The organism is Candidatus Leptofilum sp. (assembly GCF_965223525.1).
In the GTDB taxonomy this organism is placed as follows: domain Bacteria; phylum Chloroflexota; class Anaerolineae; order Promineifilales; family Promineifilaceae; genus Leptofilum.
The window spans coordinates 635,746-658,772 of record NZ_CBDCWX010000005.1 but is presented as its reverse complement, the minus strand read 5'-3'; the positions used below and the strand labels follow the sequence as shown (position 1 = coordinate 658,772).

At 51.9% G+C, this 23,027-nt stretch carries 22 protein-coding genes; 8 read left to right on the top strand and 14 right to left on the bottom strand.

The window, feature by feature from the left end; all coding sequences use genetic code 11:
- Positions 1–79 precede the first annotated feature (79 nt).
- On the top strand, positions 80–898 hold the full coding sequence (locus tag ACOQPM_RS08330) for a non-canonical purine NTP pyrophosphatase (RefSeq protein ID WP_420628786.1): 819 nt from the start codon (positions 80–82) through the stop codon (positions 896–898).
- Between the two features lie 270 nt (positions 899–1,168).
- On the opposite strand, the gene ACOQPM_RS08325 is transcribed toward ACOQPM_RS08330, so the two are convergent.
- The 3 genes from ACOQPM_RS08325 to ACOQPM_RS08315 all read right to left on the bottom strand — a co-directional run bounded on the left by ACOQPM_RS08325 (position 1,169) and on the right by ACOQPM_RS08315 (position 3,454).
- Positions 1,169–2,041: a c-type cytochrome gene (locus ACOQPM_RS08325; protein ID WP_420628785.1), complete on the bottom strand. Its 873-nt coding sequence runs from the start codon at positions 2,039–2,041 to the stop codon at positions 1,169–1,171.
- A gap of 72 nt (positions 2,042–2,113) precedes the next feature.
- Positions 2,114–2,872, bottom strand: a complete 759-nt coding sequence (locus ACOQPM_RS08320) for a hypothetical protein (protein WP_420628784.1) — start codon at positions 2,870–2,872, stop codon at positions 2,114–2,116.
- Between the two features lie 3 nt (positions 2,873–2,875).
- On the bottom strand, positions 2,876–3,454 hold the full coding sequence (locus ACOQPM_RS08315; RefSeq protein WP_420628783.1) for an RNA polymerase sigma factor: 579 nt from the start codon (positions 3,452–3,454) through the stop codon (positions 2,876–2,878).
- A 237-nt stretch (positions 3,455–3,691) separates the two neighbouring features.
- Here ACOQPM_RS08315 and ACOQPM_RS08310 point away from each other — a divergent pair, with 237 nt between their 5' ends.
- Positions 3,692–4,909 (top strand): winged helix-turn-helix domain-containing protein, encoded by a 1,218-nt coding sequence (locus ACOQPM_RS08310; protein WP_420628782.1) that lies wholly within the window; start codon positions 3,692–3,694, stop codon positions 4,907–4,909.
- A 148-nt stretch (positions 4,910–5,057) separates the two neighbouring features.
- Here ACOQPM_RS08310 and ACOQPM_RS08305 read toward each other — a convergent pair whose 3' ends face one another.
- On the bottom strand, positions 5,058–6,275 hold the full coding sequence (locus ACOQPM_RS08305; RefSeq protein WP_420628781.1) for a hypothetical protein: 1,218 nt from the start codon (positions 6,273–6,275) through the stop codon (positions 5,058–5,060).
- A gap of 46 nt (positions 6,276–6,321) precedes the next feature.
- On the bottom strand, positions 6,322–7,101 hold the full coding sequence (locus ACOQPM_RS08300; RefSeq protein WP_420628780.1) for a nitroreductase family protein: 780 nt from the start codon (positions 7,099–7,101) through the stop codon (positions 6,322–6,324).
- Between the two features lie 219 nt (positions 7,102–7,320).
- On the opposite strand from ACOQPM_RS08300, the gene ACOQPM_RS08295 reads away from it, so the two are divergent.
- Both ACOQPM_RS08295 and ACOQPM_RS08290 read left to right on the top strand, forming a co-directional pair.
- Positions 7,321–8,505, top strand: coding sequence for a DUF4367 domain-containing protein (locus tag ACOQPM_RS08295; protein ID WP_420628779.1), 1,185 nt, complete (start codon positions 7,321–7,323; stop codon positions 8,503–8,505).
- Between the two features lie 71 nt (positions 8,506–8,576).
- Positions 8,577–10,625: an ATP-binding cassette domain-containing protein gene (locus ACOQPM_RS08290; protein ID WP_420628778.1), complete on the top strand. Its 2,049-nt coding sequence runs from the start codon at positions 8,577–8,579 to the stop codon at positions 10,623–10,625.
- 16 nt (positions 10,626–10,641) lie between these two features.
- Here ACOQPM_RS08290 and ACOQPM_RS08285 read toward each other — a convergent pair whose 3' ends face one another.
- The 9 genes from ACOQPM_RS08285 to ACOQPM_RS08245 all read right to left on the bottom strand — a co-directional run bounded on the left by ACOQPM_RS08285 (position 10,642) and on the right by ACOQPM_RS08245 (position 20,008).
- Complete coding sequence (locus tag ACOQPM_RS08285; protein WP_420628777.1) at positions 10,642–11,289, bottom strand: DUF402 domain-containing protein; 648 nt, start codon at positions 11,287–11,289, stop codon at positions 10,642–10,644.
- Positions 11,289–11,990: a hypothetical protein gene (locus tag ACOQPM_RS08280; RefSeq protein WP_420628776.1), complete on the bottom strand. Its 702-nt coding sequence runs from the start codon at positions 11,988–11,990 to the stop codon at positions 11,289–11,291. The genes ACOQPM_RS08285 and ACOQPM_RS08280 overlap by 1 nt, the downstream gene beginning before the upstream one ends.
- A gap of 4 nt (positions 11,991–11,994) precedes the next feature.
- On the bottom strand, positions 11,995–13,209 hold the full coding sequence (locus tag ACOQPM_RS08275; protein ID WP_420628775.1) for a M24 family metallopeptidase: 1,215 nt from the start codon (positions 13,207–13,209) through the stop codon (positions 11,995–11,997).
- Between the two features lie 131 nt (positions 13,210–13,340).
- Positions 13,341–14,183: a hypothetical protein gene (locus ACOQPM_RS08270; RefSeq protein ID WP_420628774.1), complete on the bottom strand. Its 843-nt coding sequence runs from the start codon at positions 14,181–14,183 to the stop codon at positions 13,341–13,343.
- Positions 14,173–15,123 (bottom strand): hypothetical protein, encoded by a 951-nt coding sequence (locus ACOQPM_RS08265; RefSeq protein ID WP_420628773.1) that lies wholly within the window; start codon positions 15,121–15,123, stop codon positions 14,173–14,175. Before ACOQPM_RS08265 ends, ACOQPM_RS08270 begins: the two co-directional genes overlap by 11 nt.
- Before the next feature lie 53 nt (positions 15,124–15,176).
- Entirely contained in the window at positions 15,177–16,973 is a 1,797-nt protein-coding gene (gene ade, locus ACOQPM_RS08260; RefSeq protein WP_420628772.1) for an adenine deaminase, read from the bottom strand.
- A 172-nt stretch (positions 16,974–17,145) separates the two neighbouring features.
- Positions 17,146–17,550 carry a hypothetical protein gene (locus ACOQPM_RS08255; RefSeq protein ID WP_420628771.1) on the bottom strand — a complete coding sequence of 135 codons (405 nt, stop codon included), beginning with the start codon at positions 17,548–17,550 and terminating at the stop codon, positions 17,146–17,148.
- A gap of 44 nt (positions 17,551–17,594) precedes the next feature.
- A complete protein-coding gene (locus tag ACOQPM_RS08250) occupies positions 17,595–18,053 on the bottom strand; it encodes a nucleotidyltransferase (RefSeq protein WP_420628770.1) in 459 nt (152 codons plus the stop codon).
- A gap of 224 nt (positions 18,054–18,277) precedes the next feature.
- A complete protein-coding gene (locus ACOQPM_RS08245) occupies positions 18,278–20,008 on the bottom strand; it encodes a proline--tRNA ligase (protein WP_420628769.1) in 1,731 nt (576 codons plus the stop codon).
- Between the two features lie 295 nt (positions 20,009–20,303).
- Between ACOQPM_RS08245 and ACOQPM_RS08240 the strand changes: the two genes are divergently transcribed.
- The 4 genes from ACOQPM_RS08240 to murI all read left to right on the top strand — a co-directional run bounded on the left by ACOQPM_RS08240 (position 20,304) and on the right by murI (position 22,958).
- Positions 20,304–20,501 carry a hypothetical protein gene (locus tag ACOQPM_RS08240; protein WP_420628768.1) on the top strand — a complete coding sequence of 66 codons (198 nt, stop codon included), beginning with the start codon at positions 20,304–20,306 and terminating at the stop codon, positions 20,499–20,501.
- 231 nt (positions 20,502–20,732) lie between these two features.
- Positions 20,733–21,086, top strand: a complete 354-nt coding sequence (gene rplS / locus ACOQPM_RS08235) for a 50S ribosomal protein L19 (RefSeq protein WP_420628767.1) — start codon at positions 20,733–20,735, stop codon at positions 21,084–21,086.
- 241 nt (positions 21,087–21,327) lie between these two features.
- Complete coding sequence (locus ACOQPM_RS08230) at positions 21,328–22,086, top strand: gamma-glutamyl-gamma-aminobutyrate hydrolase family protein (RefSeq protein ID WP_420628766.1); 759 nt, start codon at positions 21,328–21,330, stop codon at positions 22,084–22,086.
- A 53-nt stretch (positions 22,087–22,139) separates the two neighbouring features.
- Positions 22,140–22,958: a glutamate racemase gene (gene murI / locus ACOQPM_RS08225; protein WP_420628765.1), complete on the top strand. Its 819-nt coding sequence runs from the start codon at positions 22,140–22,142 to the stop codon at positions 22,956–22,958.
- The last annotated feature ends 69 nt before the right edge of the window (positions 22,959–23,027 follow it).

Below are 23,027 nucleotides of genomic sequence, written 5' to 3'. Positions count from 1 at the left end.
TATTAGTCTCTAGTCTCTAGTCCCCCATCTCCACTCGCACCCCCTTCCAATTCCCCCAAAACCTGTTTACAATACCCCCATGACCAAAAATCGCATTGACCGCCTTTACTTTGTCACCGCTTCACAAAACAAATTTAACGATTACCAATTTTTACTGGGCAAGTTTGCTGACCTGTTCTGGTTTCGCTTTAACATTGAGGATGTCGTCACAACCGATTTAGACATTCTCATTCGGCGCAAAGTGGAATCAATTAAGCCAATGTTGCCGCATTTACCCTTTTTGGTTGAGCAAACCAATCTGATTATTCACGCTTGGGGTAATTTACCGGGCAATGTGGCAGGGTTGTTTATGAATGGTGTCGGCGCGGCGGGCATTTGTAAGATGCTAGAACCATTTGATGATCGGGCTGCCACGGCCGTTACCAAACTTGCCTACCATGCCCCAGACGGCCGTGTTCACGTTTATGCCGGCACCCTCAAGGGAACTATTGCCGCCAAGTCACGCGGCCATCAGATTTTTGGCTGGGACACCATCTTCATTCCCAACGGGCATAAGCGCACCCTGGCCGAAATGGGCATGGAGCAGCGCAACAATATCTCGACGCGGAAGCTGGCGGTGGCTGAATTTTATACGGCCGTTCTCCAGGAAAGCCAGGCCGAAATCTTGCTGCAAAACCGCATCCGCCTGCGCGAGCTGATGGTGCGCTACTTCAACAAATCTGAGCTAAAAATCCTCTGCGCCGACTTGGGCATTGACCAAGACGAGCTGCCCAACGCCACCAAATCAGAATTGGCGCAGGAAATCATCCTCTACTGCGAGCGGCACGGCAGGCTGGATAAACTGCTGGAAATTTGTCGGAAGCAACGCCCCCACGCCGACTGGCCAGAAGAATTATAGCATCCACAGATTCACGCAGATTTCGCAGATTTTTTTTATCTGTGTCATCTGGGTAGCGTCCTTAGTTTTTCGCCATCTCCGTATGTCATATTGCATATTCCGTCAACTCACTCTGGCTACGCAATACACCGTACCAGCGCAAAATGTGCGTCATGAGCGTAAAAAGATCGATCACGCAAAGGCGCAAACTTTTTTTTCTTCCTTCGCGTCTTTGCGCCTTGGCGTGAAATTTTGGTTGTGACTTTACCACTTTATGAAATACGCAATAAATCAATCTTGCTGTAAAAAGGTGACAAGCGTATCAATTTCTGCTTCGCTCAAGTGCAGGTTTGGCATCAGGGTGCCAGTTTTTAAGTCATCGGGATTGGCCAGCCAGAGTGCCACATATTCGGGCGGCCGTTTAACAAAGGAGAGGTCTGGCCCAATTTGGAGTATATTGTCAGCCATTGTTACGTTTTCATTCGTGTGGCATTGAATGCACCCTTTGGCCACAAACAACGCTTCGCCCACTGCTTCCGGCGCGATGGCTGGCACGATTGCATTCTTAGTTTCGGCCTGAACGGCCGCTGGCATTTGCCAATACAGCCCAAAACTAACCAAACTAACAATGCCTAACAGGACGGCCACCACCAAACGAGGTCGGCTTTTTTGTCGTGCCCATAAGACAAAGAGCAGCCCTGTACCCAGTGCAGCCGTCCAGCCAACGACAAGCTGCCAAGCCACCGATGTTTCTCCTCCAACAATATCACTCGCAGCCGCAGCCGCCTCATTCACCATCAGCGAGGGCATGGGGTAAACGGCCGTAAACGCCTCAATCTCCCACTGCCATTCTCCTGCTCGGGGAAACGTTATCGTTGCTTCATAATAACCCGCATTCTTGGCTGCCTGCGCCTCAACTGTGATTTGTTCGCCACTTACTGTATGAACGGCCGTTACCTGCGTAAAAAGATCCCCACCAAACAGCGGCGTTTGGCCGTGTTGTAATAGTAGAAACTCAATGGTGAACGGCCGTTCCGCCACCACCTCTGTTGGCAATTCAGACAGCGTCAACGTTGCCCAGCCACCAGCCCGCGCCAAACCAGGCCAAGCAAACACACCAATCAGCAAAACCAATCCAACCATCAATACCAATTTCTTACGCATTACGATACTCCTTCATGTAGCCGCGGATTCTTTCCGCGTTTTGGTGACGCAGAAAGAATCTGCGGCTACCATTTATTGCTCAATTTCTTCCAACGATTCAGCGATTCGCAAAGCATCTTCCAGCGACATTGCTCCCTCTAAGCGGTAAGTTACGTCATCCTCCCACCAAATGAGTACGCTGCCTTCCACAAACAGCCATTCTTCAACCGCGCCAGCCGCCAGCGCACTATCTTGCAAGCGGAAATAATGTGAACCGACCAGCCAAAATGCCTGGTTGCCATTTACGGCCGTCATTTCCAGCATCTCGCTGCCTTTATAGGCATAATCCGGCACCTGAATTTGGTAGAGGCTCAGCCCAATTTGTTGTGGGTCTGCCGCGCCTCGCCAAAGGAAGATAACGGCCGTATCCCACACCGGCTCCTCGTGCAGCAACACATCATCTGGGGGCGGCAGCTCAGTGGGCAGTTGCAAATTTGGGAACCGTGTCACAGCATCTGCCAGCGCAATCGGTTCCGTAAAGGCGGGGAGCTGCTCGCTCAGCAGCGGCGGAATCTCATCCACAGCCGCTTCCTCGCCCACAAAAATGATGATGCCACCCGCCCGCAAAATCTGCACTAGCGCGGCACGGACGCTGGGCACGGCCAGCAAACTGGCAGCCAGCAGCAGCAACGCCAATGCCCAAGCCAATCGGCGGGTCGTCTGAATCGGCTTTTTAGGCGATGCAGTGAGCAACGGCCGTATCTTCCCGGCAATGTTCGGCGTTGGCGGATAATCAAACCCCGCCGCCCACTCCGCAATCTGCTTTTCGTAAGAACTATTTATCCCGTCCATCAATTACCCAATTACCTCTCTCAACTCCACAAAATCCGCCTCAATCACAACCTTCAACTGCTTTAACGCCCGGTGCAGGCGCGATTTCACGGTTCCGGCGGGGATGTTGAGCGCAACGGCCGTTTCCTGTTCAGACATCTCTAAAAAGTAGCGCAGGTAAATCACTTCCTGCGCGTTGGGGCGCAGCCGCTGCACTGCCTGCCAAAGCTGAACCGATTCATCCTGAGTCATTGAATCTGGCTCAGGGACAGGTTCCTGCTGCCAATACTGCTTTATCATTGCCCAGTAGCGGGAGAGGCTACGGAGCCTGTTTTTGGCCAGATTCCGAGTAATTTGCAGCAGCCACGGTTTGAACGGCCGTTCTCCATCAAACTTATCCAGTGCCACAAACGCCCGCACAAATGCTTCCTGCGCCACATCTTCCGCCTCATGGGCATCACGCAGCAGCAAATAGGCCAGCCGGAACACAGCCTCTTGGTGTTGGCGTACCAACGTTTCCCAAGCGGCCGTCTCCCCTTGCTGAGCTTGCCGAATCAAATTTGCCTCTGTGGTGGCGATTTCACTCGTTCCAGAACGTGCCATCTACCTACAATACACCGTTTGCGCCAATCGGTTCCATTTTTCAAACACGAATGGCACGAATAGACCAATGTCTCGAATGAATATTCAAAATATTTGTGAAATTCGTCCGATTCGTGATGATTCGTGCTTCGCTTTTCCCTACGAACGTTTGTTCCAAAACACTTCGCCGCGTATAATCCACTACTCTTTTTTCTCAGCGTCCTCCGCGTTCTTCGCGGTGAAAATCAGGAGAAACCAATGACTACCCAACTCACCCTCACCCGCCAAGATTTGCGCCGATTGGCCATCACGCGCCAACACCTCACCAAGCAAAAGCCACCCGCTAAGCTAGACGTGATCCGTGATTTGGGCTGCGTGCAGCTAGACCCCATTCGCGCCGTGGAGCGCACCCATCTGCTGGTGCTGTGGAGCCGCCTGGGCAACTTTGACGAGGCTGAGCTAGAGCGGCTACGCTGGGAAGAGAAAGCCCTGTTTGAGTATTGGGCACACGCTGCTTCAATGGTTCTCACGGAAGAGTACCCACTGTTTAGCTGGGGAATGCGCCAACGACGGGAAAGCCCGCGCCGCGCGGCGAAATACCAAAAATGGTTCGATAAACATGCGGGACTCATTGAACTTAAAGACCACATTCTCAACAGACTACAGCAGGAAGGACCTCTGTTTTCGCGGGACATAGAAACTGGGGACGATTTGCGCTACGAGTCGAACTGGTCAAGCGGCCGTTTCGTGGGCTTCATCCTCGACTATTTGTGGACAAACGGGGCAATCACGGTGACCGAGCGGGTGGGCAACCAGCGGCGGTGGGGCTTGCTGCCAGAATGGCTACCAGCGGGAACACCGCAAGAGATGTGGACAGACGAACAGACGTGCCGCTTTGCCGCCCAAAAGGCAATCCGGGCACTGGGTGCAGCCACGGCCAAGCAAATTAAAGTGCATTACACGCGAGGAATGTATCCGGGATTAACGGCCGTACTCAAACAGCTCGTCCAAGAAGAAATCTTGATCCCGGCAACCGTGGATGGCCTCTCTGACGACTACTACCTCCACGCCGAAGACCTTCCCCTGCTGCGCCAAATTCAAAATGGCGATTGGCAACCCCGCACCACCCTGCTTTCCCCTTTCGACAACCTCATCTGTGACCGCGACCGCACCGAAGCGCTGTGGGACTTTTACTTTCGCATTGAGATTTACGTGCCAGCCGCCAAACGGGAGTATGGCTACTACGTCCTGCCCATCCTCTACGGCGACAAGCTCATCGGCCGTATTGACCCCAAAATGGATCGCAAAAGTAACACGCTGCACATCCACAATGTCTATGCAGAACCAAATGCGCCAAAATTCAAAAAGACGGTACGCGAAATTGGCCGAGCCATTACCTCTTTAGCCAAATTTGTAGGCGCGAAGCAAATTGTGTGGGGCAATGTGCCGTCGGATTGGGCGGCTCTAAAAGAGTAGAAAGATCGATCACGCAAAGACGCAAAGGTACAAAGTTTCTTTCTTCGCGTCTTTGCGCCTTTGCGCCTTTGCGCCTTTGCGTGAGATTGTGGTTGTGGTTTTGTCACTTTATGAAATACGCAATACTTTGAGGAACATTTCTCTATTCTTAAGTAGGCAAATATTGATGCGCTTTATGCCCTGCTTGGCCGATGCGAGAGGTGGCGCGATCAATGCCAACGGCCGTTTTCACCTTAATCGCCTCGGGTACGCTACGCGCCGCATGGATCGTAACCTTCATATGGCTGAGTGCCTCGCGGGATAGCTCTGCCTGATTAACCCGGTTGCGTACCAGTACGCCAATCCCCTGCTGCTCAATCAGATCAAACAGCGACACAAAGCGGATGATGGCGTTGTAATCGGTACGTAAACTCTGTAGCGAAAAATCATCTAGCAAGAAGATGAGCGGCATGTCTGGTTGGCGGGGCAACGTTTGTAAAAAGTTAGCCCACTCATTTTCTAGCAGCGGGGCGCGAACGGCCGTATCAAAATCCAGCCGAACAAACAGCACATCCCCCATTTTCTGCATTTGGTACGCAAGCTGCTCATACTGGGCAACGGGCGACGCCTGTAGCTGGTCAAAAATGATCCAGGCCGGGTCATCTGGCTGCACCACTGCATCGGCAGGGCTGCCCGCCCGCAAATCAATGCCCGCAAACGTGTAGATGTAGGGTGGCACTTGCCGCTCCTCAAGCTGGGCAAAGCGGCTTTGGTTCGATGTGCCGATCACCAATAAGCCATGCTGCGCCAAAATGGGCAGCGTCGGCGAGTAGCCAGTCATCTCCACCTCATCGGCAAAAATGATTCGCATGGGCAGCAAGGTTTCCTGCACAAACCGGGTGCGGTCTGCCTCAACCAGCCCGTGCGTCTCGCGGCTCCAGGTATAAAAATGGAGCAAATCATCCCACTTTTTTACAGAGAGCAGGCTGATGGGACGGCCGTTTAGCAGTCGCTTGGTCACAAAATATTCATGCTTCCCCTTGTTCATTACCGGCTGAATGTTGTCTGGTAGCTCGAAGACCTGGCGCAGCACCACGTCTAGCACGTTGAGGAAGGTGGTTTTGCCCGTGCCCGGTTCGCCACAAATGATAAGGGGCGTCGGCGGTGGTGCAGACGGCCGTTTTCCATTCCCATTTTTGCCCAGCGGCAACCATTTGACCCAGCTAGCTGGCTTCTGTTCAGGTGGTGGTGCTTGTGGCGTCTGCAAAAAAGTGACAATCTGGGCGACGATTTCACGGTGGGTGTCTGTGAATTTTGTGGGATCGAGTCCGGCAGACACGGCCGTTTTTTCAATTTCCTGCCAAATAGCTAATTCTTCTTCTTGCACAAAAAAATCCGCCTTGTTCGTTCCATCCGTGTCCGAAAAAATTAAGTCACCCGTTGTTCATAAACGATTGGGTTTGCAGGTAGTCTAACACTCGCTGCGAAAATTCCTGGTGCGACGCTTTTGTGTATTTAACGGCCGTATAAATCTGTGCCAAATTTTCTACGCCCGATTCTTCCACCAGTTGGCGCAAGCGCGGAAAAGTCATGTACCGTTCCCACCCTTTGACGTTCCGTTCGGCATAAATTCGGGCAATGTCTGCATCGTTGTCGGCGCGATACGTTTCCCGATGAACCAGCCCGTCCAGCGGCAGACGGTCACGCGGGGCTGGGTCTTCCGCCGGATAACCCAGCGAGAAGCCCGCCACGGGCACCACGTTGGGCGGCACCTGCAGAATCTCGCCAATTTGGTCACAGTTCGCCAATGTACTGCCCATATAGCAAATGCCCAAGCCCCGCGCCTCGGCCGCCAGCGCCACATTTTGCGACACCAGCACAGCATCAATGGTGGCAATCATGAAGCTCATGAAGTTGTCAAAGTTGTCGGGGGCATCGTTCAGCTTGAGCCAGCGACGCATCCGATGAAAATCGGCGCAAAAGGTGAGCAGGACGGGCGCATCCAGTACCATATTTTGCTCCATGTGCGGCTTGTACAATCGTTCCCGCAAGGCTCGGTCACGGGTAACAATAATCGAGTACGTTTGCATATTGCCCGATGACGAGGCGCGAATGCCAGCGGCTAGAATTTCGTTGAGCAGGTCGTCAGGCACTGGGTCTGGTTTGTAGGCACGGATGGAGCGATGTTGGTTAATACTGTCTAAAACGTCCATATTGAAATTCTCCCAAGTAATGTTGCCGCAATTGTGGCGCAGGCATTAAGCAAAGGCAACCATCATACAGTTAGTCAATCTGTAGATTTTTCTGAGTGGTGGATGAGAACGGCCGTAACCAGAGTCACAACGGCCGTATTCCATGTCACAATCAAAGCAATCATGGTGTTTAGTGTGATGATTAAGCAAAAACCATGACCTTATTCGGGAGTTAACCTTATGCAAAAACGTAGACGATTGTTGAGTATTTTACTGGCTCTGGTGGTGCTGGCAGTTACGGCCGTTGCCATTGGCGCGTTTGTCATTCCTACAGCCGAAGATTTGCTGGTGCAGTCACTAGAAACCAGCCAAACCATCACCGATGGCCATGCCATTGTAGAACTGTCGGTAGATATACCAGAGCAGGCGATGAGCGGCACGGTAGAAGCGTGGGGTCGCCTGAACGCTGGCCCCAACGGCGAACCTGCCTTCCGTGTTGAGGTGCTAACGGCCAACGAAGCAGAGCTAATTGGCACCATTGCCGTGAGCGACGGCACGCAGTTTTGGCTGTGGAACCCCACCGAAAACGTGGTGCTGACAGGCCAGTTTGAAGAAATGTATGCTCGACTTGCCGAAGAGATGGCTGGCGCGGAGGAATTTGCGGGCCATGAGTTTGATCACGACCTGGACGAGTATGAAAGCGAATTTGATGAAGCCGACATCCCTGAAACCCCGGAAGAAGCCGTTGCCAAGCTGCTGGAATATTTCACCGCCGAGCGGGCAGGCTCTGACGTAATTGGCAACACGGATGTCAACACCGTTCGCCTCATCCCCATCCCGGAGCAAATGCCTGAAGAGGTGCGGGCGGCGGGTGGGCTGCTCAACGTCTGGCTGCGCGACGGCGACAGTGCGCCTGTGGGCATCGAGTATGTTGGCGGGGCGCTTGGTTCCGGCGTGGCTCGCGCCACCTTCCTGGAAATCAACCAAGGCATTGACGACGCTGTTTTCACCTTCACCATTCCTGAAGGCGCAACGGTAATTGATGCGGCCGATCTGGAATTGCCAGATTACGATGAGCTTGAAGAGGCTGCTGCCGTTGAACCAGATTTTGACCTGCTGGCTCCCACCAGCTTGCCAAACGAAGCCACGCTGCGCGAAACCACCAATGTGGGTGGGGCTATTGTAGAGCGATATGGTTTGCCAAACGGCCGTTCCTTCACCATTGCCCAAGGTCGCACCGACGTAAACCTAACCCCCGATGAAGGCGGCGAAAGTGTCACCGTACGCGGCGTCACCGGAACGCTGTACACCGATGCGGCAAACGGCCGCACGCTGCTCAACTGGTCCGAAGGCGACATCCAATACTGGATTGGCGGCGATCTGACAGGGGAAGAAGCGTTAGCCATCGCAGAGTCCTTACAGTAATCCGTAAACGGTAATCGGTAATCAGTTTGGTTGCTGCCAGACCGATTACTGATTACCGATAACCGATCCCCATGACAGACCCAATCAAACTAACAAACCTCACCCGCCACTTTGAGCGCGGCGGCATGGATGTGCAAGCACTGCGCGGCGTTGATCTTTCAATTGAACCGGGCGAATTTGTAGCGCTTGTTGGCCCCTCCGGGTCGGGTAAATCTACCTTGCTGAACCTGCTGGGCGGGCTAGACCGCGCCACGGCGGGCGAACTGTGGCTCAACGGCACGGCTTTGCACAGTGCCACCGAAGCGGATCGCACGCTGCACCGCCGCCAGCGCATTGGCTTTATCTTCCAGAGCTTCAACCTGCTGCCCCGCCTTACCGCCCTGGAGAATGTGGCTATCCCCCTGATGCTTTCTGGCGTTGGCGTGGCCGAGCGGGAAGCACGCGCCAAAAATTTGCTGGAAAAGGTTGGTTTGGGGCATCGTCTGAGCCATTATCCAACTGAACTTTCGGGAGGCGAACAACAGCGAACGGCCGTAGCCCGCGCCCTCATCCACAACCCCAGCCTCATCCTCGCCGATGAACCGACGGGCAACCTCGACACCAAAACGGGTGAAGAAGTGATGGCGCTGCTACAAGAACTCAACCGCGAGCAGGGCATCACCCTCATCGTCGTTACCCACGATGAAGACGTGGCTGCCTACGCCGACCGCATCGTCAAGCTCCGCGACGGCGACATTGTTGAGGAAGTTAAGGCGGACAACCCACCCTCACCCCAGCCCTCTCCATTAAGGGAGAGGGAGCCAATGTCCCCTCCCCCTGTCAGGGGGAGGGCTAGGGAGGGGGTAAAATCCGGCGGGTTGCAAATGAGCGACATCATTCGCCAGGCGTTGAGCAATTTGCGTCGCCGCCCGGTGCGTAACGTCCTTACCGCTGGCGGCGTCCTCATTGGCATTGTCACGTTGGTGGCAATGGTCTCTTTTGGCGTAGGTGTCCAGCGCGAAGTGCAGCGCAATTTTGAGAGCATTGGCCTGGAAAACCTCTTTGTCCGCCCCATCTACGACGAGCCAGACGCCTTCGATCCCTTTGCCGAACCAGAACCACAAACGCCCATCACGCCGGAAATGGTGGCGCAAATTGAGCAAATCCCCGATGTTGTCAGCGTGACGCCAGAGCTAAGGCTGCCTTTCAGCATTGATATTGCCCTGACTTACGGCGACACTTCCCTGCCCATTCGTGTGACCGATGGCAATGAGCCAGAGTTCAGCTTTGGTACCGAGCCAGAACCACTGGCTGGCTCTTTTTTGGATACTCGCGTTTCTGAGGGAACGGTGCTGGTGAATGGCCTGGCCGATTCGCTGTTGGCAGAGGGCGAATCATACGACAACCTAATTGGCGAGGAAATTTTGTTGACAGTGCAACTGCCGCGTGGCGAAACGGAATCGTTCCCTAGCCAGATCGTCGGTGTGCGCGACGGCTTTGGCGGCAGCATCATTGAGCTAGGTTTGGCAGAGCGGGAAGCCATTCTGGCCTGGTGGTTCAACGAGCCAGATATTTTGCAGACGGACGGGTATGATGGCTTGATTGTGCAGACGACGGATTTGGGGGCGATTACGGCCGTATCCTCCCAAATCGAAGAGCTAGACCTGGAAACGCAATCATTGGAAGCAATCCTGAATGTGGCCAACCAGGTGTTGGGGCTGATGCAGGCACTGCTGGGTTCTGTCGGCGGGTTGGCGCTGCTGGTCGCCGCCCTCGGTGTTGCCAACACGATGATGATGGCCATCTATGAACGCACCCGCGAGATTGGCGTGCTGAAGGCGTTGGGTGCGTCGGCGCGAGAAATTCGCGCCTTGTTTACCGTGGAAGCGGCTATGCTAGGGCTGCTGGGGGGCTTCTTTGGCCTCATTTTTGGCACGCTGCTGGGGCGATTGGTGGATTGGATTGGTCACCGTTTTCTTATTGCTGAGGGAATTACGGGGATTGGTCAGCTTTCTGTCGTGCCGTGGTGGTTAGCCGTCGGCGCGATGGCCTTTGCCACCTTTATCGGCATTGTGGCCGGTTTATATCCTGCCGCCCGCGCTGCTCGGTTAGACCCGGTGGCGGCATTACGGCACGAGTAAGTGCAGGCACTGGGTGCTAGGAGAGGGTGGCATCAGTGCCAAAATCGGCAGCCCAATTCAGAGGAAGTTGGCGCGGCTGCCACTCGTCTGGGGGTTGCCAACTTTCCCAGCCCTGATCGAATGGAAAGGATCGATTTTGTAAACGATGAATAAATTCTTCACTAGCGGCACGCACGGCCGTTTGATGCGCCACTGAATCAATCCCAAGTTCCAAACGCCAGGCAAACTCCGCTTCATCTTTCCAGCGCCAAGAACCGTCAGGGCTGGCCACTACATCTAGTCCGTGATCGCGTGTATCAATTCCCAAAGGCGTCCGCACGAACGGGGCTTCCAGGTTGCCATACCAGGCAGAAAGTTGCCCATTCTCTGCAAAAAAGAGCCAGACGGAGAACGCTTTGCCTGGCAAATAAAGCCGGATTGTGTTTGTATGCCAAATTCGTTCTTGATGTTGGCGGCGTGCTGACGGTTTTATGGTGGAAACGGCCGTTACCCGCTCATCCTCTGTCACCACCCAATTGTCCATAAACCGGGTTCCCGCAGGTACGTAGGTGGCTAGCAAATCGTCATCACGAATGACAATGGCCGGAATAGCCATAGCCACGCTCCCATCAGAGCGCGCAATGTAGCGAATAACAGCAGTATCATCAGAAGTCCAAACAGCCATTAGATTGTTTCAGGTAGAAATGAATCAACAAGGCTTGCCATTTCTGTGAGAATCTCAAAAATCAAACAGGCAATGGTTACTTCATCAGCTACTCTTGACATCGATCGAAAGCCTGTCTCATGGCACACGATTCGGTTTCTGCAAATAGAAAGCTTTATTCCTCCGGTGCGTTTGGTTAACTGGATAAGGCCATTCCTGATATGTTCATTTTCTACAAAAAGAGGCGCTAGGCGAGCAGATTTGCCACTTATCTTGAAGTGGTCAAAAAAGGCAAATTCTTCATCCTCTATCTGAGAATCATCCCGGCTTGATGATTTGGCAAATGCAGATGTAATCAAACCAGAACGAAATAATATTTTTATCTGATTTGGATTGTTAACTTCAATTTCGTACATTATAATCTTTTTGCCAAACCTCTTATAAGCTGTATAAATTCCGACTAATCGGTTTCTGTGATAGCCCCAAACAGCCAAAGGGTCTGGATACCGGAAAGAAGTTTTTCTTTCCAATCCAGTTTGTATTGCAACTTCTTCCCTAATCAATGCAGTAGGATCATCCTTATGCTTTCTTAGACCAAGTCTGCTTAAGGTGACCTGCCAAAACCAAGCAATAGAACTGAGTAATCCAAGCAGAAAAAAGCTACCTACACATATCCAAACAATTGGATTTTCCAAGAGAAAAATAGTATCGAAAGAAGACACAATTTTAGCTTTTGATGTACCTCAGGGCAGTTTGGGCATTGCTGAGGTACTCGACACCGTATTCAGTAACCAAGACGTCCTCCTCCAGGCTCATAATGCCTCGGTTGGGAACCTTGACGTGTAGTTCCAGCGTGAAGATGTTGCCTACCTCCACCGGCAGTTCGCAGATGCCTGCGTACCGCTCCCAGCGTGGCCCCAACACAGTGGCCCCATCGTGGGCTACGCGGCCCAGCAGGTGGCCAAAGGCGTGCATATATTCTGGGTAGCCATTGTCCACGATGAAGTCGCGGGCGGCTTCATCTACCTGCCAGCCGGGGGTGCCGGGAGTGAGCATAGATTCGCCCGCCTTGATGGCCCCGTACACCACGTTGAAGGCACGCTGCACGTCGGCCGGGGCTTCTGTTTCGCCATCGTCCAGCACGTACCACATCCGCTGAATGTCGGAGCAATAATCATTTTGCTTGATGCCCAAATCAAGGTGCAGCGTGTGTCCTTTTTCTAGCACCACATCCCCGGCGGCGGCGTGGCCCACGGGCGAGTCTGGTCCGCAGGTGACGATGGGGTTGAATGGCTTGGGCCAGGCATAGCCCAGACCCATCTCGTCAATACGGCCGCGTACAAATTCAGCAATTTGGCGCTGGGTCATGCCCGGTTTGGCAAACTGTTCTACTTCATCAAAGAGGGCTTCTGTGGTGAGGACGGCCGTTCTTATCCGCGCAATCTCCTCAGGACTTTTCCGCCCCCGCAGCGCAGCGATGAGCTTTTCCGCCGAGATGGACCGATTGGCATACAGCGTGTCGGCCAGATAGCTTTGCAGGCTCAGAAAGAGGCCGTGGCTCAGGCCATCGGCGGCCACGTCATTTTCGGAGTAGTTGAGGGCGATGGTGCGCGGATTTTTCTCCGCCAGCACGCTTCGCAGATGTTTGGCGATGCCCTGGTCATAGCTGATGATTTGCGGGTAAACGCCCAACTGTTCCACATTTTCCCGGTCAAATCGTCCCACAATGGATACGTGCGCTCCGTCCCGGCAGAGGATGAAGGCAGACTCCCAGGTCACATCCACATCGGCGATCAGTTCCAGCGTGGGGTCGGGCGAGAGGGTGGTTTCGCGCACAAAGGTGAGCCACAAATCCACATCCAGCTCGTTGAGGATTTGGGTGGCCTGGGCGACTTTTTCTTGCACTAATTTCTTGTTGTCAAAAATGGATTGATTTATCATGCAGTTCTCTTCTGGTCGATTTTTTACAAGATGCCGGAGAACGGCCGTTCTCCGGCCAGCAGCAAAATGAGTGAAATGCCTTCTAAAAGGAATGAGGATGTAAGTAACTCATACTTAAATATGGCCAGCTTTCATGTTGTTTTAGAAAATCGCTGATAATCTTCATGAAGCAATTCTGAGGCTAAATCTCTTTCAAGAACATCTCTTGTTCTGTCAAGATAGTAATTTGCAACAATGAAAAATGTATTGAAAAGAAGAGAAATTACTAAACTTGCAGATAACCCTTTTAACAATCTTCCAAAAATAATAACCCAATCAATATTGGTCGATGATGTAAAGTTGGATATGTTTTCAATCAACATTTGACTAAAAAAGGTTAATGCGATTGTCAAAATCCCCATCAATATAACATTACGATCATCACTATAGTATTTCTGCAGAATCCCAGACTGAAAAAGCGATTTATCCCTATGCAAAATATGGCTTTGTGAAACAGTAAAAATCAGAAACACGCTCAAAAAGACTGTGCCACTTTGAATCAAAAGAGTTGCCACAATGTCATAAAGAGTATCAGAGTTTGCGAGAGCCAGAAGGAGGAAACTTAAAAGGAAGATAGGGGCAATTTTTTGCCAATTTTCTCTAATTTCTGAAACTAAAAACTGTCCAAAACCTTGAAGATTGCTATTTGCTCCATACCAAGTTTTTTTCTCAGCAAATGAAAAATCTTTTTCTGACAGAGGTTTGTCTGTCAAAATATCGAAGTGTTGAGGGGAAATATCTGAGAATTGTGCTTTAACAATAGTTTCCAAATTAACGAAAGCCACATTTGGAATGTTCTTCGTTAGGTTTACAAATGTTGAATAAAATCTCTGAAACTCGTCTATTGAACTGAGCTGCAAGGCAACAGGGCTATATTCATTATTCAGGAGCTTTCGGCAAATGCTTTGAATCTGATTTGAATTTCTAGTCGTCACTTTGACCTTCTTTCCCCTCCAACTTCTGACTTTCAAATAAGCTCATTTGACCACTTTTTGCTTGGGTCGAGGTTGGTGTATCCAAAAATATGGCCTGTTCTTTTCTTAACTTGTTTATGATTTCTTCTAACTCTCGTTCTGGTAACACTTTGGCATTCATGTCTACATAGAACTCAAATTTATGGGTAATTTCTCGGCGCATGATGTATTCTTCCAGATCGATAACATAGGTCATTGATTGAGGTTGACTGGCGTGAATTAAGTCTTTCGCCAAATGGGTTTCCCTTAAATCCCCATCTGAATCTGCTTCAAGATCAACTTTTTTCAAATGAGAGTAATCATGTTTGTGACTCTCGCGAATTATAGAGTTCTTTTCTCTTTGCGGATTGTAGTAGTCTAGATTGGTTGGTACGTGATCTGCATTTAGGTTTGTTACCCGCAATTTTATGACCCTTGAACTATCTCTAAATGCATTTAAAAAATCACTATGTTCATATTTGCTTGGAGCATTATATAAATCAATTGTCGTGCGAAGATTACATTTAGCCAATACTGCATCAAGTGCATTACGAAATAAACGAGAGGCTATAGTCATGTTCAAAGCAGGATTATTGACAAACTTCGTGTTTTGTAAAAGCAATTTTCCTGAGTTGGCGAACACGATAAAAAACAGCCTGGCGAACGGCGTACTGCGGCGAATATCTAGCCGTTTTTTCTTATCATAATGCCATTCATCTTCTTCATATTGTATAGCAAAGTAACCACCGATTATGCTACCTATTCTTTGGGTTCCAACAAAGCCATACAATTCTGGTTCGGTTCCTAAAAGTTCATCCATTTGATGAATATTTCTAACAAGACACTCGATCTGACTGGGCTGGATATTTACCCAATCAGGTCCATATATCTCTAGTAAGTCACAATGAATTTTGTCCGCCATTCAAACCCTCCTGAAATCTTTCCAAGTCACCATCCGACGTTTTTCGTATATTTTCACCCCACAAAAAGCGGTACAATCTCAAATTTGTTTACGTCCACCAGCCCCAAATCGGAGATGCGTAGGTCGGGGATGACGACGAGGGCCAGAAGACTAAGCTGCATGTAGGCGTTGTTGAGCGTGCAGCCGCATTCGGCCATGGCTGCCACCATGCGGGCTGCTTTTTCGGCTACAACTTCCGCCCGCTCGTTAGACATCAACCCAGCAATTGGCAGCTCCACCAGGGCGATTTCGGCATCATCCTTGAAGACGACCACGCCGCCCCCCATTTCGCCCAGCCGATTGGCGGCCAGCGCCATGTTGCTTTTGCTGGTTCCCACCACAATCATGTGGTGGCTATCGTGGGCGACGGTGCTGGCAACGGCGCAGCGGGCATCAAAGCCAAAACCAGTGACAAAGCCGTTGACCACGCCGCCCGTACCGCGATGCCGCTCGACGAGGGCAATTTGGGCTACGTCAATGCGGGTGTCTAGCTGCACCAAGCCATCTTCGATGGGCAAAACGCGCTCCTCGGCACGGGTGGGGGCTTGGTTTTCCACGACCCCAATGGTGCGAACTTTGGCACTTTTTTGGTTTGTTGGGGCGTGAATATCAAATGATTCGGCGGTGAGCTGTTTGCCTAGCTTCACAGTGCCTTTGGCAAAGTCGGGGTAGGTGTAGGCAGGGAGATCGGTAGTGAGACGGCCGTCTTCCGCCAAAACCTCCCCATTGGCAATCACCAACTCAATGGGCAGGCTCACCAAATCGCTGCTAAGAATGATGTCGGCATAGCGACCGGGGGTGATCGAACCGACATCTTTTTCCACGCCGAAATGTTCGGCAGTGTTAAGCGTGGCCATTTGGATAGCCGTGATCGGTTTGAGCCCTTGGGCGATGGCGTGGCGCACGACGCGGTTCATGTGGCCATCGTGGACGAGCGTGCCGGAGTGGCTGTCGTCGGTGCAGAGGATGAAGCTGCGGTTGTCCAGACCCTGCTCCGTGATCGCTTTCACTTGGCTGGCGACGTCATACCAGGCGGAGCCGAGGCGCAGCATCGCTTTCATGCCTTGCCGCACGCGAGCGATGGCATCCTCGACGCGCGTGCCTTCGTGGTCATCGGCTGGGCCACCCGCTACGTAGCCGTGGAAGGGGAGGCCAAGGTCAAGCGAGGCATAATGCCCGCCGATCGTCTTGCCCGCCTTCATGGTTTCAGCCATCTCGGCGTGCATCTTGCCATCGCCCATGAAGACACCGGGGAAGTTCATCATCTCGCCCAGGCCGATGGTGCCGGGCCACTGCATCGCCTCGGCCACTTCAGCCGGGCCGATGGATGCGCCGGGCGTTTCCAGGCCGGGGGCACTGGGGACGCAGCTGGGCATCTGCACATAAACGTTGACGGGTAGCGTTTGGGCTTCGTCGTGCATCAGCTTGACACCGGGCAGACCGAGAACGTTGGCGATTTCGTGGGGGTCGATGAACATGCTGGTGGTGCCGTGAGGGATGACGGCGCGGGCAAACTCAGTGACAGTAACCATGCCGCTCTCGACGTGCATGTGGGCGTCGCACAGGCCGGGGATGAGGTAACGGCCGTTCGCCTCAATAATCTCAGTCCCTTCCCCAACAGTGTGGCTGGCATCCTCGCCTACGAAGGCGATACGGCCGTCTTTCATCGCCACATCTGTATTTGGAATGATTTCGCCGCTGTGGACGTTGACCCAACGGCCGTTATTGATCACAAGATCGGCAGGTTGCCGTCCCATTGCCACATCTACCAGATTGGTTGCCACTGCATGCCACGGTTGTCTGCTCATCATCGCGCCCTCCACAATTTGGTTCAGTTTTTAGTGAGAATTGGCGGGTATTATAGCAGGAAAAATGACTAATTTTGGGCATGAATTTTATATGAAGGCACGAAAGACGGAAGGAACAAAGAAAACCTTTATTTCTTGGTTTCTTCGCTCCTTTGTCATAAAAAGAAAGATTACCTCATTTGGGGATACGGCCGTTCCATACCCCACTCGCAATACTTTCAGCCTCTAACTGGCAACTTTGTTCGCCGATGGGAAAGAGAAAATAGACGGGCAGCCCCAGCGCGTAGGCAAAGGCAGCTTCCATTAACGAATTGGCTCCGATGTAGCCGTTGATACCGTTTTTGGGATAGTTGGCAATGAGAACGGCCGTTGCCTGCCGAATCTTCTCCAAATGATCATCAATGTATGCTTTTTTAACCTGAAGACGCTCTTGCGCCGTTAAACTATCCCAGCGAAAGTCAGCTTCTGCTCGCTGGGGTGTGTGAACTGTCCAGCCAGAAGCGATTAGCTCGGCGGCAACCGCTTCCATTTCATCAATAAACTGCATTGAGCCACAAATAGCCAGCACCTGTTTAGGCATTTTGCATTTTGCTCCTGAAATGAAAAACGGCCGTTTACCAGCATTTACTCTTGATCAGAAGATTTTTCAAGTGAGTCAGCATCAAGCAAATCTTGTGGTCGCCCTGCGGCTCGTTTGGCACGAATGAGGTCTTCTCTGGAAATAATTGTGACCGAAACATCGTCGAATTGAACTTCTACCCTGCGCTCCCATGCTTCATCAAACTGAACGCCAGGGATACCCATTAAAATATCTACCCGCACGGGTGGGACACCCATTTGGTAGAAATAACCTTCTTCTGAGAAATCTTTAGGGGACATGCCTTCGAGGGGCGCACCAAATTCTTTTAAGGCGTTGAAGACAGCGTCTGCATTTTCTGGGTGGGTGCTGATCCAGAGATCTAAATCTTTGGTAAAGCGGGGTTCGGTATACTGAACAACAGCGTATCCGCCAATGACCATGTATTTAACGTTGTTGGTTTTGAAAAGATTCAACAGATCGCTGAAGTCGTTGTTGACGAACATCGTGACCTTTTACCCTGTAAGCGTGAACAATCAATTCCCAAGTAGCATCAAATCTAGCTTGGGACGATTGGCTTTGCCAAAACAAATAATCGAATGAACGATCCAAGTCTTGAAGCCGACCTCTACGCTCCATTTTTAATTTCTGCATAGGTTAATTATAGCATAAGCTAACCGCTTTCCTCAGGAAAACGGCCGTCCCAACCTCAAGTCTCCACTCCCTAATCTCAAATATTTTCCTGCAAAAACGCCAATAACCCATCCAGCGGCACATCCATCCGATCCTTTTCGCTGCGGCGCTTAACCTCAACCTTGCCTTCTTTCAGGCCACGTCCGCCCACGGCGATGCGCCAGGGGATGCCAATTAAGTCCGCGTCGTTGAACTTGACGCCTGCGCTCCCCTCCCGGTCGTCGTACAGCACGTCGTAGCCCGCGCGGGTGAGGTCGGTGTACAGTTTGTTGGCCGCTTCGCGTACATCGTTGCCCTTGCCCAGGTGCAGCAGATGAATTTGGTAAGGAGCCACGCTGTCGGGCCAGATGATGCCGTAATCGTCGTGATGCAGTTCTACGATGGTCGCCATCAGCCGATCCAGGCCGATGCCGTAGGAGCCCATGAAGATGAGCTGGGGCTTGCCGTTTTCGTCCAGGTAGGTGGCGTTGGTGGCCTTGCTGTAGCGCGTGCCTAGCTTAAAGCAGTGCCCCGCTTCGATGCAGCGGCGAGCCACCAGACGGCTGCCGTTGGGCGCTTTGTGCCCCGTGTCTGCCTGGGCAATGTCGGCCATTTGGCTGATGGCATGATCGCGGGGGTAGTTGGCTCCGGTAAAATGGGCTTCGTCCTCGTTGGCCCCCACCACAAAGTTGCCCCCAGCTTCAATTGAAGGATCGGCCAGCACGTAAACGCCGGGGGATTGCAAATCAGGTGCAATTTCCAGGCCAATGGGTGAGGCGTAGCCAGGCGTTGCGCCAGCAGCGACAATTTCCTCATCGGTGGCGGGGCGCAGGACGCCGCCGCCCAACGCGTTGACTACTTTGACTTCGTTGACATCTAAATCGCCGCGCACCAGGCCAAAAATGAAACGGCCGTCTTCCTCACGACCCACCGCTGGCGACCACCAATAAAAGACTGCCTTTAGCGTTTGGCTGGTTGGCACGCCAATAAATTCAGCCACTTGAGCGATGGTTTTGCAGTTGGGGGTGGCTACCTTGGTCAGCGGGGCCAGTTCAGCGGGTTTTTCACCTTCACGGATGAATTCGGCCGCTTCCACATTGGCCGAGTAGCTGCCGTCTTCGGAGGTGATATAAGTGTCTTCGCCGCCTTCGTGGGGCACCACAAATTCGTGGGACGTTTTGCCGCCCATTGCGCCTGTATCGGCGTTAATGGCCACGGCTGGCGTGCCAGCGCGTTCAAAAACGTTGTAATATGCTTGGAGCATCCTGGGATAAAAGTCGTCGAGGGCTTCTTCGCTGGTGTCCAGACTGTAAGCATCCTTCATGATGAATTCACGCATCCGCATCAGGCCTCCACGAGCGCGGGGTTCATCGCGGAACTTTTTGCTGATGTGGTAAACCAGCTTGGGCAGGTCGCGGTAGCTTTCAATCTCGCGCAGTGCCAGGTCAACGACCACCTCTTCATGCGTGGCAGAGAGGGCGTATTCGCGCCCGCCGCCAGCTTTTACTTTCATGAGCACGTCTACGGTGTCCCAACGGCCAGTGGCTTGCCAAGTAGCGGCGGGGTGGATGTTGGGCATCCACATTTCCTGGCCCCCGATAGCATCCATCTCTTCAGCCAGAATGTTCCAGATTTTGCGTAAAACGCGGTAGCCAAAGGGCATGTAGGTGTAGATGCCGGCACCTAACGGCCGTACGAAATTAGCTCGGATCAGCAGTTGATGGCTGATCATTTCGGCGTCTGCCGGGGCTTCTCGTAATGTTTTGCCAAATGCTTGTGATAAACGCATAAATATTCCTGAGTTAATTGTAAATTTTTGCAGTTGTCCTTTCTTTTAGGATGGCAACGGTGAAGTATAACAGTCAACAAATGGGGCGTCAAAGCGGTGAAATTGCCTTAGATTTTGATGATTACAGGAGAAAAAAGGCCGTTTTTAAGGTTCAAATCCTTGCCAAATACGCAAATTTGTTCTAACATGTTCAGCCGCTGCCTCTGGTGGCAATGTTACAGAGGTATGAAGTAATCTATGTTGACCCCTTTTTACCATTCAGCATAGAAATTCTATTTGTATAAGGAAGGAAAAAATGGCATTTAGTTTTACAAACTCAAAAGATCGCACCTACTATCTCCATCGCAAAGACACAACGTTGAAAAACGGCCGTACCCAAACAATCTACTTCTTCGCCAAAGAAATTAAAGACGGCGCCCTGGACGCAGTGCCGGACGGATACATGGTATCCGAAAGCCGCAACGGGCTGCCCGTGCTGAAGAAAGCCGCCTAAGAAACGGCCGTACCAGATTTAAAGAAAGCTCCAACCATTTGTTGGGGCTTTTTTGTTGCCAATTTTCGGCACGTTATTTGTGAAAATTTCTTGCTAACCAGCGGTTGTCGTGTTATATTTTGCTCTCTGGCCCGCTTGGCGGGCTATCTTTATGCTATAGGGTGTGCAAACAGCCCAAGCATTGCCTAAAACTTGAATTATTGCGCGGATTTTGCCGCTGGAGATGGAACAATGTCTGATCTATTATTAAAAGCGTTTGATCAACTAAAAGAGGATTTGCCAGAACTGCATGTTGGCGATGATGTAACAGTGCACGTGCGTATTAACGTCGGTGAGCGGAATGAGCGTTCCCAGATTGTGCGTGGCACTATTATTCGCCTGCGCCGCGACGGGAATAATCGCAACTTTACGGTGCGCCGCATCGCCTCCAATGGCATTGGCGTGGAACGTACCTTTTTGCTCAACTCTCCCCGTATTGAAAAAATTGATGTGCATCGTCATGCCGTTGTTCGTCAGTCAAATCTGTACTTTTTGCGCGAGCGTACCGGTAAGTCGGCGCGGCTGCGTGAACGTCGGGTTTTCTAAGGATAGATACTTTACCGGGCAACGGCCGTCTGCATTTTATTTGATCGGCTGCTGAACGGTTAAACTGGTGCCGCCAACCCAGATAGTTTATCTGGCACCAAAAACTGGGTGAAAGCCACGTCGCTTTCACCCTTTTTTGTTACCTTCTGTGGTTTGCTTGGCAGGTTAATATGAAATGACAGCCAGCGCAGCTATCCTGGCAGATAAAACAATTTATTCATCCCACATTTTGGAGTAACGCATGACAGTAATCACCCGCAAACCGCTCATTGGATGCACCACCTATCGCAAAATTTCTGACCAAACACCGCCTATTGATCTGCTAGGATTGATGCCAGCTTACCTGGATGCAATTGTGGCCGCAGGTGGCGTGCCAGTGATGATTCCGCTGGGATTGAGTGCGGATGATTTGCGTGAAATTATTCAGCAGATGGATGGGATTTTGTTGCCTGGTGGTGGCGATATCAAGCCAAGCGTGTATCAAGGGAACGGACACCCAACTGTCTCTGGCATTGATGAAGATCGGGATCGGGTGGAATTAACGGTGGCGCGAACGGCCATTTCCCAACAAAAACCGCTTTTGGCCATCTGCCGAGGAATGCAGGTGCTAAATGTGGCTTTGGGCGGTACGCTTTGGGAGGATGTGGAGCTGCTCATGCCCCAGGCAATGCACCACGAATTTGTGAACACCCATCCCCGTAACTATCTGGCCCATGACGTTACCATTGAGCCAGATTCGCTGCTGGCGCGGCAGTTGGGAGGCACGGAAACGGCCGTAAACAGCCTTCACCACCAGGGCATTCGCCGTCTGGCAGATGATTTGCGGGCAACGGCCTTTGCCCCCGATGGCCTCGTTGAAGGTGTCGAAGTGATAGACCATCCCTACGCCGTGGGCGTGCAGTGGCATCCAGAAAACATCATCCACAACGCACCACACATGCTGGGGCTGTTCCGAGGGTTGGTAGAAGCTGCTTCTCAACCAGTAATCAGTTACCAGTAGGTCAGTAATCAGTAAACGGCGTTGCACTGATTACCGTTTACCGATTACCCCAAATGGCTCAGAAACCGATCGGCGTATTTGATTCTGGCGTAGGTGGCTTGTCTGTGCTGCGTCATTTGCAGGCGTTGCTGCCCGCAGAGCAGTTGATTTATCTTGCTGATCAAGGGCATGTGCCTTACGGTTCCCGCTCTGCCGCAGAAATCATCCAGTTTAGCCAGGGGATTTCCCAATTTTTTCTGCAATTGAATGTGAAGCTCATTGTGGTGGCTTGCAACACTGCTTCGGCGGCGTTGAGCCTGTTGCGCCAGCAGTTTGCCTTGCCATTTGTGGGCATGGAGCCAGCCGTGAAGCCCGCTGCCGAGCAAACGCAAAGCGGCAAGGTCGGTATCTTGGCAACGAGTGGCACTTTTGCTAGCAAGCGATATGCTCGTTTAACAGCTCAATACGCACAAGGCATCTCGGTTTGGGAAGACCCGTGCGTTGGCTTGGTGTCTGAAATTGAGGCGGGACGGTTGGATGGCCCGGAGGTGTGCTACATTTTGCAACAGGCATTGGCTCCCATGCTGGCGGCGGGGGTGGATACAATTGTGTTGGGCTGCACCCATTATCCGTTCGTGTTGCCAGTGGTAAAAGAGATTGTGGGCACGGCCGTTCCCATCATTGATCCTGCGCCGGCCATTGCCCGCCAAACCAGCGTAGTGCTGCGCCAACGCAATTTGCTGGCAGATGCCGCGAGTGTAGGTAGCGTACGCTTCATCACTACTGGCAAAGCTGCCTCGTTTGCCCAGCAAGTTGAACAGTTGTTGGGATTGGCTGAGGCTGAGGTGGAAACGGCCGTTTGGGACGGTGATCAGTTATCAGTAGCTCAGTAATGTCGCTTCGCGTACAGTAAACCAGCCACTGAACACTTATTACCGAATACCGTTTACCGCATTTTTCCG